Origin of the sequence: Pseudomonas sp. UBA7500 (genome assembly GCF_002478435.1) — a bacterium.
GTDB lineage: Bacteria > Pseudomonadota > Gammaproteobacteria > Pseudomonadales > Pseudomonadaceae > Aquipseudomonas > Aquipseudomonas palmensis.
This window is the reverse complement of sequence record NZ_DLNW01000013.1, coordinates 18,540-32,233: the sequence shown is the minus strand read 5'-3', so window position 1 is coordinate 32,233 and position 13,694 is coordinate 18,540. Positions and strand designations below refer to the sequence as shown.

The window sequence follows — 13,694 nt, the reverse complement described above, 5'->3', positions numbered from 1 at the left end:
TGCGCTGGTTTTGCTGCCGCTTTGCGCCAGATCGCGGGGCAAGCCCGCTCCCACGGCCTTGCGGCCAGAAGCAGGTTGTTTGGGGCTGTGAGGTTGGCTTCTGCCCGCAGGGCGTGGGAGTTGGCTTGGCCGACGATCGAGCGCGAAGCGGTCGTAAAACCTGAGTGCACAGTCCGCCAGGCAAACCGGCTACGGCCAGAAGTGCGCTGGCAGCCTGCAACAAAACCCCAGGCAGCCACGGGCAAGACGCCAGTCAACCGCCAGCGCACAGTGGCGCATAACCACAACAACGGCATTCGAGGTCGCTCATCATGTCGCTCAACCACACCCTCAGCGTGCACCTGAACCGTGGCACGGTCGGGTTCCCCACCGCGCTGGCCAGCACCATCGGCCTGATCATGGCCAGCCCGGTGATCCTCACCGCCACCACCGGTTTCGGCATCGGCGGCGGTGCGTTCGCCGTGGCCATGCTGATCGCCATGCTGATGATGCTCGCCCAGTCGACCACCTTCGCCGAAGCCGCCGCCATCCTGCCCACCACCGGCTCGGTGTACGACTACATCAACTGCGGCATGGGGCGCTTCTTCGCCATCACCGGCACGCTGTCGGCCTACCTGATCGTGCACGTGTTTGCCGGCACCGCCGAAACCATCCTGGCCGGGGTGATGGCGCTGGTGAACTTCGAACACCTCAACACCCTGGCCGAATCCGCCGGTGGCTCGTGGCTGCTGGGGGTGGGCTTCGTGGTGGTGTTCGGCATCCTCAATGCGTTCGGCATCAGTGTGTTCAGCAAGGCCGAGATCATCCTCACCTTCGGCATGTGGACCACGCTGATGGTGTTCGGCGTGCTCGGCCTGATCGCCGCCCCGGCGGTGCAACTGGACGGCTGGTTCGGCGCGTCGCTGGTGGGCACCGACCTGATCACCGTGCTGTCGCTGGTGGGCATGGCGATGTTCATGTTCGTCGGCTGCGAGTTCGTCACCCCGCTGGCACCCGACCTGCGCCAGTCGGCGCGCACCCTGCCCAGGGCCATGGCGCTGGGGCTGTTGGGCGTGGCCTCGTGCATGTTCATCTATGGCGCGGCGATGAAGCGCCAGGTCGACAACGTGCTGCTCGACGCCGCCAGCGGCACGCACCTGCTGGACACGCCCATGGCCATTCCGCATTTTGCCCAACAGGTGATGGGCGACATCGGCCCGTTGTGGCTGGGCATCGGCTTTCTGTTCGCCGGCGCCGCCACCATCAACACCCTGATGGCCGGGGTGCCGCGCATCCTCTATGGCATGGCGGTGGATGGCGCATTGCCCCGGGTGTTCACCTACCTGCACCCACGCTTCAAGACCCCCATCGTGTGCATTCTGGTGGCGATGCTGATCCCGTGCCTGCACGCCTGGTGGCTGGGCGGCAACACCGACACCATCCTGCACCTGGTACTGGCGGCGGTGTGTGCCTGGAGCACCGCCTACCTGCTGGTGACGCTGTCGGTGGTGATCCTGCGCATTCGCCGGCCCGACCTGCCACGGGCCTACCGCTCGCCGCTGTTCCCGCTGCCGCAATTGCTGTCGAGCGTCGGCATCGGCCTGGGCATGTGGTTCATCACCCCGCCGGGCATGAACCCGGCCCAGGTGTACGTGCCATTCGCCTGGATGCTCGGCGCCACGGCGGTGTACGCGCTGTTCTGGACCCTGGTGGTGCAGAAGGTCAACCCGTTCAAGCCGGCCTCGGTCGAAGAGGTGCTGGCGCGCGAATTTGCCCACCAACCGGGAGTCGAGCATGGCGCATACCCTGCCCACACTGTGGCAAAGGCTGTTTGACCGCGCGCCCTCGGGCTACCGCCCCGGGGTGACGCTGGCGCACCTGCAGCGCAACCTCGGCCTGGCCGGTTGCGAGGTGCTGGGGCCGGGCAGTGCACGCTACGCCCTGGCCGATGGCAGCCTGGCGTTCGAGGTGCGCGAGCGCACCGAGTCGCAGTTGCTGATGCACCTGGTGCTGTGCGAGTTCCGCCTGCAGGTGCCCGGCCCGCAACAGGGCACGGCGCGGCTGGCGTTGCAGCATACCGGTGCACTGCGGCGCAGCGGCCTGCGCTGGCGCCAGCTTCGTGGCGAGCGGTCCTGGCAGGCGCGGCTGGAGCAGGCCCTGGCCCACGACCCGGCCATGCAACAGGCGCTGATGCCGCTGGATTTCAAGCGCCTGCACCTGGACCTGGCAGGCGGCTGCTGGACCCTGACCCTGGAGCACATGGGCGGCAGCGAGGTGGTCAACCGCATGCCGGCGTTTCGTCGCTACATCAGCCTGAACCCCGCACAGCGTGACCTGCTGCTGGCCGCATTGAAAGGTCTGGCGCGGCTTGTCGAAGGCCTCTGAACCCGCAGGCTGGCACCAAAACTGCTTCCACCCTGGCGACGACGAACGTGTTGCGTGCATATAGCTAACATGTTAACTATTGCCCAACAAAAACAAGATGCCATCGTGGAGGTACCCATGAGTACTCATCAGCTCGCCGGCACTGCGCTGGACCGCTGGAATGCCGACATGCAGCACATTTGCGGGCATTTCGAGACCGAACTTGCGTTCAACCGCTCGCTGTTCATCGGCGAGATTTCCACCTGGTCACGCGGCGGCCTGGCCCTGGCCAACCTGCGCACCAACGCCGGGCTGATCCGCCGCGACGGCATCAAGCCCGACCGCGACAACGACCAGCACTGCTTTCTGGTCAGCCAGCGCACCGGTTTCTCCCAGGTCACCCAGAACGGCGTCAGTGTGCAGCTGGCACCGGGCGAGATGCTGCTGATGGACGCGGTCGGGGCCTGTGAAATCATGCCGTTCGGCCTGATCGAACACGCCTCGCTGTCGCTCTCGCGCGAGGCGGTGTGCCGGCAGCTGGGGGGCGATGCGCGTACCTTCGGCAAGATCTCCCAGACCAAGGCCTGCGGGCGCATGCTGCATGTGCTGATGGATCAGCTGTGCAAGGAAAGCGCTCCGGGGGAGGGCGAGCTGGCCGAGGGCCAGGCCCTGCACAGTGCATTTCTGTCGCTGCTGGGGTCGGCCCTGGAGGGCGGCGATGACCAGGTGCAGCCGGGCGCGGCGCTGCACGGCGCCAACCTGCGCAGCTATGTGCAGAAGGTCATCGACGAGTCCCTGGGCCAGCCTGGCCTGTCGCCGGTGAACCTGGCCAACCGCCTGAACATTTCGGTGCGCCACCTCTACCGCCTGTTCGAAGAGCAGGGCGACAGCGTGTGTCGCTACATCCAGCGCACGCGCCTGCAACGCAGCGCCGACGACCTGGCCAACCCGATCCTCAAGACCGAGTCGATCACCACCATCGCCTACAAATGGGGCTTCACCGATTCGGCGCACTTCAGCCGCTCGTTCAAGAAACAGTTCGAACGCTCGCCCAAGGACTACCGCTCCCATAGCCTGGCCGGCCCGGCCTGATAAACCACTGGCTTGACCCTGCGGGGCACAGTGTATAGGCTCGCACGCTCTGGCTACCTACCGGTCGGTAGGTTAGGCATTCGGCAGCCAGACCTGTGACCTTTTTGTGGATTCGAGCTATGCACACCCCGCAGTCCCCCCATGTGAAATTTGCCGTGTCCCTGGCGCTGATCGGCGCCCTGGGGCCGTCGGCCATCGACATGTACCTGGCCAGCATGCCGAGCATCGCCGCCGAGTACGGCGCGACCTATGCCGGGGTGCAACTGACGCTGACGGTGTTTCTGCTGGCCATGGGCGCCGGCCAATTGCTGTTCGGCCCGCTGGTCGACACCCTGGGCCGGCGCCGGCCGCTGCTGGCCGGGCTGCTGGTGTTTGTGCTCAGTTCGCTGGCCGCGGCCCAGGCACCCAGCCTCGAAACCCTGCTGGCGGCACGCTTTGTCCAGGGCCTGGGCAGTGCGCTGACCCTGGTGGTGATCATGAGCATGGTCCGCGATGTGGCCGAAGGGGCGCGTGCCGCGCAGATCTTCGCCCTGCTGATGACCGTCGAGGGCCTGGCGCCTGTGCTCGCACCGGCGGTGGGCGGTTTTGTGGGGGCCCACCTTGGCTGGCGCGCGATCATGCTCACCCTGGCCGGGCTCGGCGTGCTGGTGCTGTTGAACTCGGCCTGGGTGCTCAAGGAAACCCTGGCCGCCGACAAGCGCCAGCCCTGGCAGCCGCGGGACATCCTGCGCACTTACCTGCGCATCGGCAGCGATGGCCAGTTCCTGCGCCCGGCGCTGGCGCTGGCGGCGGTGTTCTTCTTTCTGTTTGCCTACATCGGCGGTGCGGCGTTCGTCTACCAGACCCACTTCGGCCTGTCGGTGCAAGCCTTCGGCACGCTGTTCGGCGCCACCGGGGTGGCAATTCTGCTCGGCGCCATCGCGGCGGGTCGGCTGGTGGCGCGCAAGGGCCTGCTGCGCCTGGCCAAGGCCGGTGCGGGGTGCCTGCTGATCGGTTCCCTGGTGGTACTGGCAGGGGCCCTGAGCGCGGCGGGGCTGACCGGCATCGTTGCCGGCATGGCGCTGGCGATGTTCGGCCTGGGCATTCTCGAGGCCACGCTGATGTCGCTGGTGATGTCTTCGCAAAGCCGCGCGCTGGGCTCCACGGCGGCGTTGCTGGGCGCCTTCCAGTTGATCATTTCGTCGTTCGCCACGCCGTTGTCGGGCATCATGGCGCCTTTGGGCGCGGCGCACTGGGCGTCGCTGCTGGTGATTTCGGGTGTTGTCGTGGCGCTGCTGGTGCGCGCCTGCACCCGGCACGCGCCGGTCGAGGCGAGCAGCCTGGCCGGGCATTGATACGGGAGAACCCTGCATGAGAACCCTCACGCCTTCGGCGCAGAAGGTCTGCGCGATCGCGGTCGAGCAGTTTGCCGAGCATGGCTACGATGCCGCCTCGCTCAACGACATCGCGGCGGCGGCCGGCATGCGCAAGCCGTCGCTGTATGCGCACTTCAGCAGCAAGGACGACCTGTTCGAGGCGGTGTTCGAGCGTGCGGTGGAGGCCGAGCGGCTGTATGTGGAGCAGTGCTTTGCGCAGTGCGATGACGCGTTGCCGGGGGCCGGCTATGCCCACTGCCTGGGTGAGCGCTATCAGCAGTCGGCGCACCTGCGGTTTCTGCTGCGTACCGCGTTCTTTCCGCCGGCGGCGCTGCGGCCGATCATCTCGGCAGGCTTCGAGGGGTACCTGGCGCGGCTGGGCGAGGTGTTCGAGCAGGCGCTGGGCACGTGCCTGCCGCAGGTGCCGGTGGCGCGGCGGGGGGTGTATGTGGACGCGTACCTGGGGGTGGTGGACAGCCTGAATGTAGAGCTGATCTATGCCGGGCCGCAGGCGTACGCGCGGCGGTTGCGGGCGATGTGGGTGGTGTTCGGGGATGCTTTGAACGCAGCCGGATAAATCGTGGTGCCCTCATCGCGGGTCAAGCCCGCNNCCCGCTCCCACAGGATCACAACAACCTGTGGGCGCGGGCTTGACCCGCGAAGAGGCCCGTCAGGCCACCGCCAGGTAATGCTTCACGAAGCTCTCGCTCAGCACCTCCCACAGCACCGGCGTGCCCTTGGTCACGAACCAGCTGTCGCCCACCTTGTACAGCGTGCTCTGCCCGGTGCTTTCATCGGTCAGGCGCACTTGGCCGGTCATCACCGTGGCCTGCTCGTTGAACGGATAGACCATGCGGAACCTGCCCTGGGTGGTACCGAAGTAGGCGCTGCTGAGCGCGTCGGTCGGCGCGCCGAAGGTCATCTTGCCGAAGGCACGCACCTCGCCTTCGAGAATCTCCGAGCCCAGGTCGGCAACGGTGCCCCAGGCGTCGAGTTCGCCGAGCTGGATGTTGTGCTTGAGTGCAGTCAGGGTCATGGCAGTGTTCCTTGAACAGTGGAAAAAAAGGGGGGGTCAGCGCCGGCCATTCCAGTACCCCGACAGCTGGTGCCAGGATTTGCCGGCCGTGAGCAGCAGCGGGCGGATATGGTCCTTGCCGACAATTGTCGGGCGCGGGATCGAACTGACCAGGTCATAGCGGGCCGAGCCTTCGCTCATGCCTTCGGCCAGCACCTTGCAGATGATGTGGCTGGGCGTCACGCCGAACCCGGAGTAGCCCTGCACGTAGAACGCATTGCTGCGCCCGGGCAGGGTGCCGACCTGCGGGAACAGGTTGGGGCTGCAGGCCATCGGGCCACCCCAGGCCAGGTCGATCTTCACGTCCTTCAGGTACGGGAAGATCTTCAGCATCAATGCCCGGTTCCAGGCCTTGAGGTCGCGGGGGATATGCTCCACCAGCGGCGTCGCGGCGCCGAACAGCAGACGGTTCTCGTTGGTCACGCGGTAGTAGTCGATCACCGGGCGAATGTCGCTGTAGGCGCCGCGAATCGGGCTGATGCGCCGGATCAGCTCCTCTGGCAGCGGCTCGGTCATCATCTGGAAGGCGTAGGTGTTGATGGTGGAACGGTGCAGTTCGGGTTCAAGCCTGTTCAGAAAGCTGTCGCAGGCCCACAGCAGCTTGCTGGCGCGTACCGAGCCGCGGCCGGTGCGCACGGTGATGCGCTCGCCGTACTGCACCTGCAGCGCCGGGCTGTTCTCGAAGATGCGCACGCCATGCCCGGCCACGGCCTTGGCCTCGCCCAGCAGCAGGTTGAGCGAGTGCACATGCCCGCCGCCCATGTGCAGCAGGGCGCTGCCGTAGGCGTTGGAGCCGATGATCTGGCTGACCTCGCTGCCGCCCAGAAAGCGGATCTCGTGCTGGGAATTCACCGACTTGAAGTCTTTCTCCCAGGCGCGCAGGGTTTTCTCCTGGCGGGCATTGAAGCCCATGTAGCCATAGCCGTGGCAGAAGTCGGCATCGATGGCGTACCGGGCGATGCGCTGCTTGATGATGTCGGCGCCCAGGTCGCTGATCTCGAAGATCTGGCGCAGGCCATCTTCGCCCACGGCTGATTTGATCTTTTCAAGATCGTGGCCGATGCCGGCCATGATCTGCCCGCCGTTGCGCCCGGTGCCGCCAAAGCCCAGGTAGCGGGCCTCGAGCACGACGATGTTGGTGATGCCCTTTTCGGCCAGCTCCAGCGCCGTGTTGATGCCGGAAAACCCGCCGCCGATGATGACCACGTCCGCGTCTTCATCGTGTTCCAGGGTCGGGAAGCTCAGGTTGTATTTCTTGGTTGCCGTGTAGTAGGTCGGCGTTTCGATCGTGATCATGGCGCAGCCTGAAAAGTGGAGGAGCTTTCGAGGCCTATTAGGGGGCTTGGCGGGGTGGCGTGTCTTGACCCTGCGTGCCGCATGCCTTGACCGCGGGTGCCAGCGCTGCGCAGGCGGGTAGGTGGCCGCCGGCTTCTTTGTTAAAGTGTTAACAAATAACCTGATGACCGTAGCCTTCCATGTCCAAACCTCGTGTTTCGCTGACTCTTACCTTGTTGCAAGCCCGCGAGGCGGCAATGAGCTTCTTCCGCCCCTCGCTCAACCAGCATGGCCTGACCGAGCAGCAGTGGCGGGTCATTCGTATCCTCAGCCAGCAGGGCGAGCTGGAGATCTACCGGCTGGCCGAACAGGCGTGCATCCTCAAGCCGAGCATGACCGGTGTGCTGGTGCGCATGGAGGCGGCGGGGCTGGTGTGCCGGCGCAAGGCCGAGCAGGACCAGCGGCGGGTGCTGGTCAAGCTGGCGGACAAGGGCGTGGCGTGTTTCGACTCCATGAGCCAGAGCATGGAGGCCAACTACCAGCAGCTGCAGGACCAGTTCGGTGAACAGAAGCTGCAGCAGTTGCTGGGGTTGCTGGAAGAACTGAAGCAAGTACGGCGCTAACTCATTCGCCGGCAAGGCCGGCACCTGCAGATACCGCAGCCTGTGTAGGAGCCGGCCTTGCCGGCGAAGAGGCCCGTCAGATCAATACACCCCGCCAGCCTTGTCGACAGGTGCCGCCTCACCCTTGAACTTGCCCACCAACCCCTGCAATCCGCGCATCAGCACCGTGGTATCCACCCCCACCGCCACGAACGCCGCGCCCAGTTCGATGTAGCGGCGCGCCAGCGCTTCATCGGCGCTGAGAATCCCGGCCGCCTTGCCCGCACGCTGAATCCGCACGATCGCGTCTTCGATTGCCGCCTGCACGTCAGGGTGCCCCGGATTGCCCCGGTGCCCCATCGACGCACTCAGGTCGGCCGGGCCGATGAACACCCCGTCCACCCCCTCCACGGCCGCAATCCGGTCCAGCTGCGCCAGCCCCTCGACGCTCTCGATCTGCACCAGCAGGCACATCTGCGCATCGGCCTGGTCCAGGTAGCCGGGGATGCTGTTCCAGCGCGACGCCCGCGCCAGTGCACTGCCCACCCCGCGCACGCCCAGCGGCGGGTAGCGCATGGCGCGCACCAGCTCGCCGGCCTGGGCCGCGCATTCCACCATCGGCACCAGCAGCGTCTGCACACCGACGTCCAGCACCTGCTTGATCAGCGCGGTGTCGCCGATCACCGGGCGGATGATCGCCTCGCCAGGGTAGGGCGCCACCGCCTGCAGCTGCGCGAGCATGCCGCGCAGGTCGTTGGGCGCATGCTCGCCATCGATCAGCAGCCAGTCGAAGCCGGCATTGGCCGCCAGCTCCGCGCAATAGGCGCTGGCCAGCCCCAGCCACAGGCCGATCTGCGGCTCGCCACTGGCCAGGCGTTGTTTGAAACGGTTCACAGGCAGGTGCATGGCAGTCTCCGAAGGTCAGACAAAACGGCAGGCGATGGAACCGAGCATGTCGTAGTCGACATGGAAGGTATCGCCGGGGTTGGCGGCCACCGGCCGGGTGAACGAACCGCCCAGGATCACCTGGCCGGCCTCCAGCGCCACGTCATACGGCGCCAGCTTGTTGGCCAGCCACGCCACGCCCTTGGCCGGGTGGTTGAGCACCGCCGCCGACACCCCGGATTCCTCGATCACGCCGTTGCGGTACAGCACCGCCGGCACCTTGCGCAGGTCGATGTCGCCCGGGCGCACCGCGCGCCCACCCATCACCACCCCGGCATTGGCGGCGTTGTCGGAGATGGTGTCGAACACCTTGCGCGTGGCGCCACTGTGCGGGTCCACCTGCTGGATGCGCGCATCGATGATCTCCAGCGCCGGGATCACCCATTCGGTGGCATCCAGTACATCGAACAGGGTCACATTGGGCCCCTTGAGGGGTTTGCCGAGGATGAACGCCAGCTCCACCTCCACCCGCGGCACGATGAAGCGTTCGAAGGGGATGTCGCTGCCTTCGTCGAAAAACATGTCGTCGAGCAGCGCGCCGAAGTCCGGCTCGGTGATGTTGGACGACACCTGCATGGCGCGCGAGGTCAGGCCGATCTTGTGCCCGACCAGCTTGCGCCCGTCCTTGATCTTCTGCGCCACCCAGGCACGCTGGATGGCGTAGGCGTCCTCGATGCCGATGGCCGGGTGGTCGAGGGAAAACTGGCGCACCTGCTCGCGGCTGCGCTCGGCGCGGTCGAGCTGGGCGGCGGCTTGAAGGATCTGGCTAGGGTCGAGCATGTTCGGCATCTCTTACTGGGGGTTGACGATGGCAGCCCGGGTGCGCAGCACCAGCAGGCCACCCAGGGCGATGAACAGGGCCAGCACGTACAGCGCAAGGCTGGCGCTGTGGGTGGTGTCGCGCATCCAGCCGATCAGGTAGGGCGCAAGGAACGAGGCGATGCTGCCGAACGAGCTGATCAGCGCGATACCGGCCGCCTGCGTGGTGTTGGACAGAAACGCCGGCGGCAGCTGCCAGAACATCGGCAGGGCGGCGCTGGCGCCCATGCCGGCGACGATCAGGCCGCCCAGCACCATCAGCGGGTTGCCCGGGGCCAGCCCGGCCACGGCGATGCCGAGTGCCGACATCAGCAGCGGCACGCACAGGTGCCAGCGCCGCTCGCGCTGGCGGTCGGACGAGCGCCCGCAGGCGATCATGAACAGGCAGCCGGCCAGGTAAGGGATGGCGCTGAGCAGGCCCACGCGGCCGTCGCTGCCGATACCGGCGCCGTGGATCAGGGTCGGCATCCAGAAGGCCAGGGTGTTGACCGCAAGCATCACCGCGAAGTACACCGCCACCAGCAGCCATACCTGACGGTTGCGCAGGATGCCGCCGAACGAGGTGATCGACTTGCGTTGCTCTTCGCTGGCCAACTGCTCGCGCAGGTGCTGCTTCTGGCCGGCGTCCAGCCAGCTGACGTGCTCGAAGCTGTCGGGCAGGCGCTTGAGCACCACCAGGCCCAGCAGCATCACCGGGGCCCCTTCGATCAGGAACATCCACTGCCAGCCGCGCAGGCCGGCGGCGTCGTGAAACAGTTCCAGGATGCCGCCCGACAGCGGCCCGCCGATCACCCCGGCCATCGGCACGGCAATCGCGAACAGCGCGGTGATCTGGCCACGGCGCCGGGCCGGGTACCAGCGGTTGAGGTACACCAGGATGCCGGGGAAGAACCCGGCCTCGGCCACGCCCAGCAGAAAGCGCAGCACGTAGAAGCCCGAGGCCGACTCGACCCACAGCATGCCGGTGGACAGCGCGCCCCACACGATCATCAAGGTGGCGATCCAGCGCCGCGGGCCGACCCGGTCCAGGGCCATGTTGCTGGGTACGCCGAACAGCGCGTAGGCGATGAAGAACAGGCCGGCACCGAAGCCGTACACCGTGTCGCTGAAGTGCAGGTCGCTGCTCATCTGCATCTTGGCGAAGCCGATGTTGATGCGGTCCAGGTGGGCAAACAGGTAGCAGACCAGCAGCAGCGGCATCAGCCGCCAGGTGACGGTGCCGTGGGTGGAGTCGTGCTGGGCAAGGCTGGCCGATGCGGCGGTATTGGCTGTGCTCATGATCTTGTTCTTTTTGGTCAGAGGGCCGATGGGGGAGCGCAGGGCCGGGTTCAGCCCGGCTGCTGCTGGTTCAGAAACGCGTGCACGTTGTTCTGCTTGAAGTTCAGTTGCGGGTGCAGCTCGATCATTTCGAACGACAGGGCCAGCAGGCGCTGGCTCTGCAGGTCGGCAAAGTGCTCGGTGATCACCGCGAACAGGGCCTTGGCCACCTGTTCGCGGGTGGCCAGGTCGCGCCCGTGGCCGACCTTGAGGGTCATGTGCACGAAGGCGTAGTCGTGCTGCCCGTCGGCCATGCGCCAGGTGTCCAGGCGCACCGCACGGCTGCGGATGCCGCCCAGCGGGAACACGCCCGTGGCGCCCAGGCAGTGGTGGACCTTTTCGAACAGGCCGGGCAGGTCGGCCTGGGCTTGGAGGTTGTCGGTGTACTCGGCGATGAAGTGGGGCATCCTGGGCTCCTTGGCGGCGTCAGACGGGGAAGATGGCGTTGATCTGGCCGGTGCCGGAGCTGCCGAACGGCTCGGTCAGCACCTCCACCGGCCTGTCGTAGTCGGCGCCGCCAAGCAGGCCCAGCAGCATCGCGGTGTCGTGCATGCCACCTTCGCCGTAGCAGTGGCTGGCGTAGTCGGGCAGCATCGCGCAGAACTCCCTGAAGCGGCCCTGCTTCCACAGTTCCACCACGCGCAGGTCCATCTGCTTGTCGAATTCGCGGGTCCAGTTGTGGATGTTGGCCTCGGCGTTGCGGTCATCCGAGAAGCGGTGCGAGAGCGAGCCGGAGGCCAGCACCAGCACCTTGCGGTCGCTCTTTTCGATGGCCCGGCGCACGGCGGCGCCGAACGTGAAGCTGTCTTCCAGGCGGTGCCAGGCGCACCAGGCGGCGATGGACACCACCTTGAGTCTGTCGGCGGCGGGCACGTCCATGTGCATGTAGCGCATCGGTACCAGGGTGCCGTATTCCAGCTCCAGGCTCGGGATGTTGTGGGCCAGGGTGCGCACGTCGGCGGCATTGGCCTCCTGTGCGATCAACTCGCCCAGTGCCGGCAGGCCGGGGTACTCGAAGTCCATGTTCTTGATGAAGTGCGGCAGTTCGTTGCTGGTGTAGGTGCCCTTGAAGTGCTCGCCGCAGTTGATGTGGTAGCCGCTGTTGACCAGCCAGTGCACATCGAACACCACGGCGGTGTCGGCGCCCAGTTCGCGGGCGCGGCGGCCGATCTCCTTGTGGCCGGCGATGGCGGCCTCGCGGCAACCGTGGTGCTTGCCGGGCAGTTCGGACAGGTACATCGAGGGGACGTGGCAGACTTTGGCTGCGAGGACGACTTCGCCCATGGTGGGGTACTCCTGGATCTGTTGTTCTTGTGGTGGGTCAGTGAGTTCGCCATCGCGGGTCAAGCCCGCTCCCACAAGGATCATTGCGGTCCCTGTAGGAGCGGGCTTGACCCGCGATGCGCTTAGAGGCCCCAGCGCGGAATGGCGTGGCTGCCCATCGACACGCACACGTTCTTGATCTCGGCAAACACCTCGAAGCTGTACTGGCCACCTTCGCGGCCGGTACCGGAACCCTTCACCCCGCCGAACGGCTGGCGCAGGTCACGCACGTTCTGGCTGTTGATGAACACCATGCCGGCCTCGATGCCATGGGCCAGGCGATGCGCCTTGCCGATGTCCTGGGTCCAGATGTACGAGGCCAGCCCGTACTCGGTGTCGTTGGCCAGCTTCAGTGCCTCGGCCTCGTCCTTGAACGGGATCAGGCACACCACCGGGCCGAAGATCTCCTCCTGGGCGATGCGCATGCTGTTGCTCACGTCGGCAAACACCGTGGGCTGGATGAACTGCCCGCGCGCCAGGTGCGCCGGCAGGTTGGCCGGGCGCTCCAGGCCACCGGCCAGCAGGGTGGCGCCTTCCTCGATGCCGATGCGGATATAGCCGGTCACCTTGTCGTAGTGGGCCTGGGTGATCATCGAGCCGACCTGGGTCTTGGGGTCTTGCGGGTCGCCCACGATCAGGCGCCTGGCCCGCGCCGCGAACTCGGCCACGAACTGCGGGTACACGCTCTCTTGAATGAAGATGCGGCTGCCGGCGGTGCAGCGCTCGCCGTTGAGCGAGAAGATGGTGAACAGCGCCGCGTCCAGCGCGCGCTCGAGGTCGGCGTCCTCGAAGATCAGCACCGGCGACTTGCCGCCCAGTTCCATCGAGTACTTCTTAAGGCCCGCGGTCTGCATGATCTTCTTGCCGGTGGCGGTGCCGCCGGTGAACGAGATGGCGCGTACGTCCGGGTGACGCACCAGGGCATCGCCTGCGGTGGCGCCGTAGCCCTGGATCACGTTGAGCACGCCATTGGGGATGCCGGCCTCTACCGCCAGGCGGCCCAGTTCGTTGGCGGTCAGCGGCGACAGTTCGCTCATCTTCAGCACCGCCGTGTTGCCCAGGGCCAGGCAGGGCGCGGTCTTCCAGGTGGCGGTCATGAACGGCACGTTCCACGGCGACACCAGCGCACACACGCCGACCGGCTGGTACAGGGTGTAGTTGAGCATCTGGTCGTCGACCGGGTAGGTGTGGCCATCCATGCGCGTGCACACTTCGGCGAAGAAGTCGAAGTTGTGCGAGGCCCGCGGGATCAGCACGTTCTTGGTCTGGTGAATCGGCAGGCCGGTATCCAGGGTTTCCAGCTCGGCCAGCCGGGGCACGTTCTGCTCGATCAGCTCGCCCAGCCTGCGCATCAGCCGCGCACGCTCCCTGGCCGGGGTGCCGGCCCATTTGGGGAACGCCTCCCGGGCTGCTGCAACTGCCTGGGCAACTTCTTCGGCGCCGCCGCTGGCGACTTCGCCGATGGCCTCGCCGGTGGCCGGGTTGTAGTTGACGAAGACGTCCTTGCTTTCGACCTCACGGCCATTGATCCAGTGCTTGATCATCGGG

The 13,694-nt window shown here is 66.4% G+C and carries 14 protein-coding genes; 6 read left to right on the top strand and 8 right to left on the bottom strand.

Going from position 1 to position 13,694, the window contains the following annotated elements; translation table 11 throughout:
- Positions 1–311: 311 nt before the first annotated feature.
- The 5 genes from B4I46_RS07020 to B4I46_RS07000 all read left to right on the top strand — a co-directional run bounded on the left by B4I46_RS07020 (position 312) and on the right by B4I46_RS07000 (position 5,367).
- A complete protein-coding gene (locus B4I46_RS07020) occupies positions 312–1,814 on the top strand; it encodes an APC family permease (RefSeq protein ID WP_088515095.1) in 1,503 nt (500 codons plus the stop codon).
- Positions 1,774–2,364 carry a DUF3156 family protein gene (locus B4I46_RS07015; protein ID WP_286899271.1) on the top strand — a complete coding sequence of 197 codons (591 nt, stop codon included), beginning with the start codon at positions 1,774–1,776 and terminating at the stop codon, positions 2,362–2,364. Before B4I46_RS07020 ends, B4I46_RS07015 begins: the two co-directional genes overlap by 41 nt.
- A 117-nt stretch (positions 2,365–2,481) precedes the next feature.
- Positions 2,482–3,435 (top strand): transcriptional regulator FeaR, encoded by a 954-nt coding sequence (gene feaR, locus B4I46_RS07010; RefSeq protein WP_058540261.1) that lies wholly within the window; start codon positions 2,482–2,484, stop codon positions 3,433–3,435.
- Positions 3,436–3,554: 119 nt separating this feature from the next.
- On the top strand, positions 3,555–4,769 hold the full coding sequence (locus B4I46_RS07005; RefSeq protein ID WP_286899269.1) for a multidrug effflux MFS transporter: 1,215 nt from the start codon (positions 3,555–3,557) through the stop codon (positions 4,767–4,769).
- A 16-nt stretch (positions 4,770–4,785) separates the two neighbouring features.
- Positions 4,786–5,367, top strand: a complete 582-nt coding sequence (locus B4I46_RS07000; protein WP_088515091.1) for a TetR/AcrR family transcriptional regulator — start codon at positions 4,786–4,788, stop codon at positions 5,365–5,367.
- 93 nt (positions 5,368–5,460) lie between these two features.
- Here the strand turns inward: B4I46_RS07000 and B4I46_RS06995 are convergent, their stop codons facing one another.
- Both B4I46_RS06995 and B4I46_RS06990 read right to left on the bottom strand, forming a co-directional pair.
- Positions 5,461–5,826, bottom strand: a complete 366-nt coding sequence (locus B4I46_RS06995; protein WP_100632703.1) for a cupin domain-containing protein — start codon at positions 5,824–5,826, stop codon at positions 5,461–5,463.
- 36 nt (positions 5,827–5,862) lie between these two features.
- Positions 5,863–7,161 (bottom strand): NAD(P)/FAD-dependent oxidoreductase, encoded by a 1,299-nt coding sequence (locus B4I46_RS06990; RefSeq protein WP_043860067.1) that lies wholly within the window; start codon positions 7,159–7,161, stop codon positions 5,863–5,865.
- A 179-nt stretch (positions 7,162–7,340) separates the two neighbouring features.
- On the opposite strand from B4I46_RS06990, the gene hpaR reads away from it, so the two are divergent.
- Positions 7,341–7,763 (top strand): homoprotocatechuate degradation operon regulator HpaR, encoded by a 423-nt coding sequence (gene hpaR, locus B4I46_RS06985; protein ID WP_043860068.1) that lies wholly within the window; start codon positions 7,341–7,343, stop codon positions 7,761–7,763.
- Positions 7,764–7,844: 81 nt separating this feature from the next.
- On the opposite strand, the gene hpaI is transcribed toward hpaR, so the two are convergent.
- The 6 genes from hpaI to hpaE all read right to left on the bottom strand — a co-directional run bounded on the left by hpaI (position 7,845) and on the right by hpaE (position 13,690).
- Positions 7,845–8,648, bottom strand: a complete 804-nt coding sequence (gene hpaI, locus B4I46_RS06980; protein WP_286899265.1) for a 4-hydroxy-2-oxoheptanedioate aldolase — start codon at positions 8,646–8,648, stop codon at positions 7,845–7,847.
- 15 nt (positions 8,649–8,663) lie between these two features.
- The gene (gene hpaH / locus B4I46_RS06975; protein ID WP_043860070.1) at positions 8,664–9,467 is read right to left on the bottom strand and encodes a 2-oxo-hept-4-ene-1,7-dioate hydratase; all 804 of its coding nucleotides are present in this window, start codon (positions 9,465–9,467) and stop codon (positions 8,664–8,666) included.
- Positions 9,468–9,479: 12 nt separating this feature from the next.
- Positions 9,480–10,784 (bottom strand): MFS transporter, encoded by a 1,305-nt coding sequence (locus tag B4I46_RS06970; protein ID WP_043860071.1) that lies wholly within the window; start codon positions 10,782–10,784, stop codon positions 9,480–9,482.
- Positions 10,785–10,834: 50 nt separating this feature from the next.
- Positions 10,835–11,230: a 5-carboxymethyl-2-hydroxymuconate Delta-isomerase gene (locus B4I46_RS06965; RefSeq protein WP_043860072.1), complete on the bottom strand. Its 396-nt coding sequence runs from the start codon at positions 11,228–11,230 to the stop codon at positions 10,835–10,837.
- Between the two features lie 19 nt (positions 11,231–11,249).
- Entirely contained in the window at positions 11,250–12,107 is an 858-nt protein-coding gene (gene hpaD, locus B4I46_RS06960) for a 3,4-dihydroxyphenylacetate 2,3-dioxygenase (RefSeq protein ID WP_043860073.1), read from the bottom strand.
- Positions 12,108–12,229: 122 nt separating this feature from the next.
- Positions 12,230–13,690, bottom strand: a complete 1,461-nt coding sequence (gene hpaE, locus B4I46_RS06955; RefSeq protein WP_213607521.1) for a 5-carboxymethyl-2-hydroxymuconate semialdehyde dehydrogenase — start codon at positions 13,688–13,690, stop codon at positions 12,230–12,232.
- Positions 13,691–13,694: the final 4 nt, after the last annotated feature.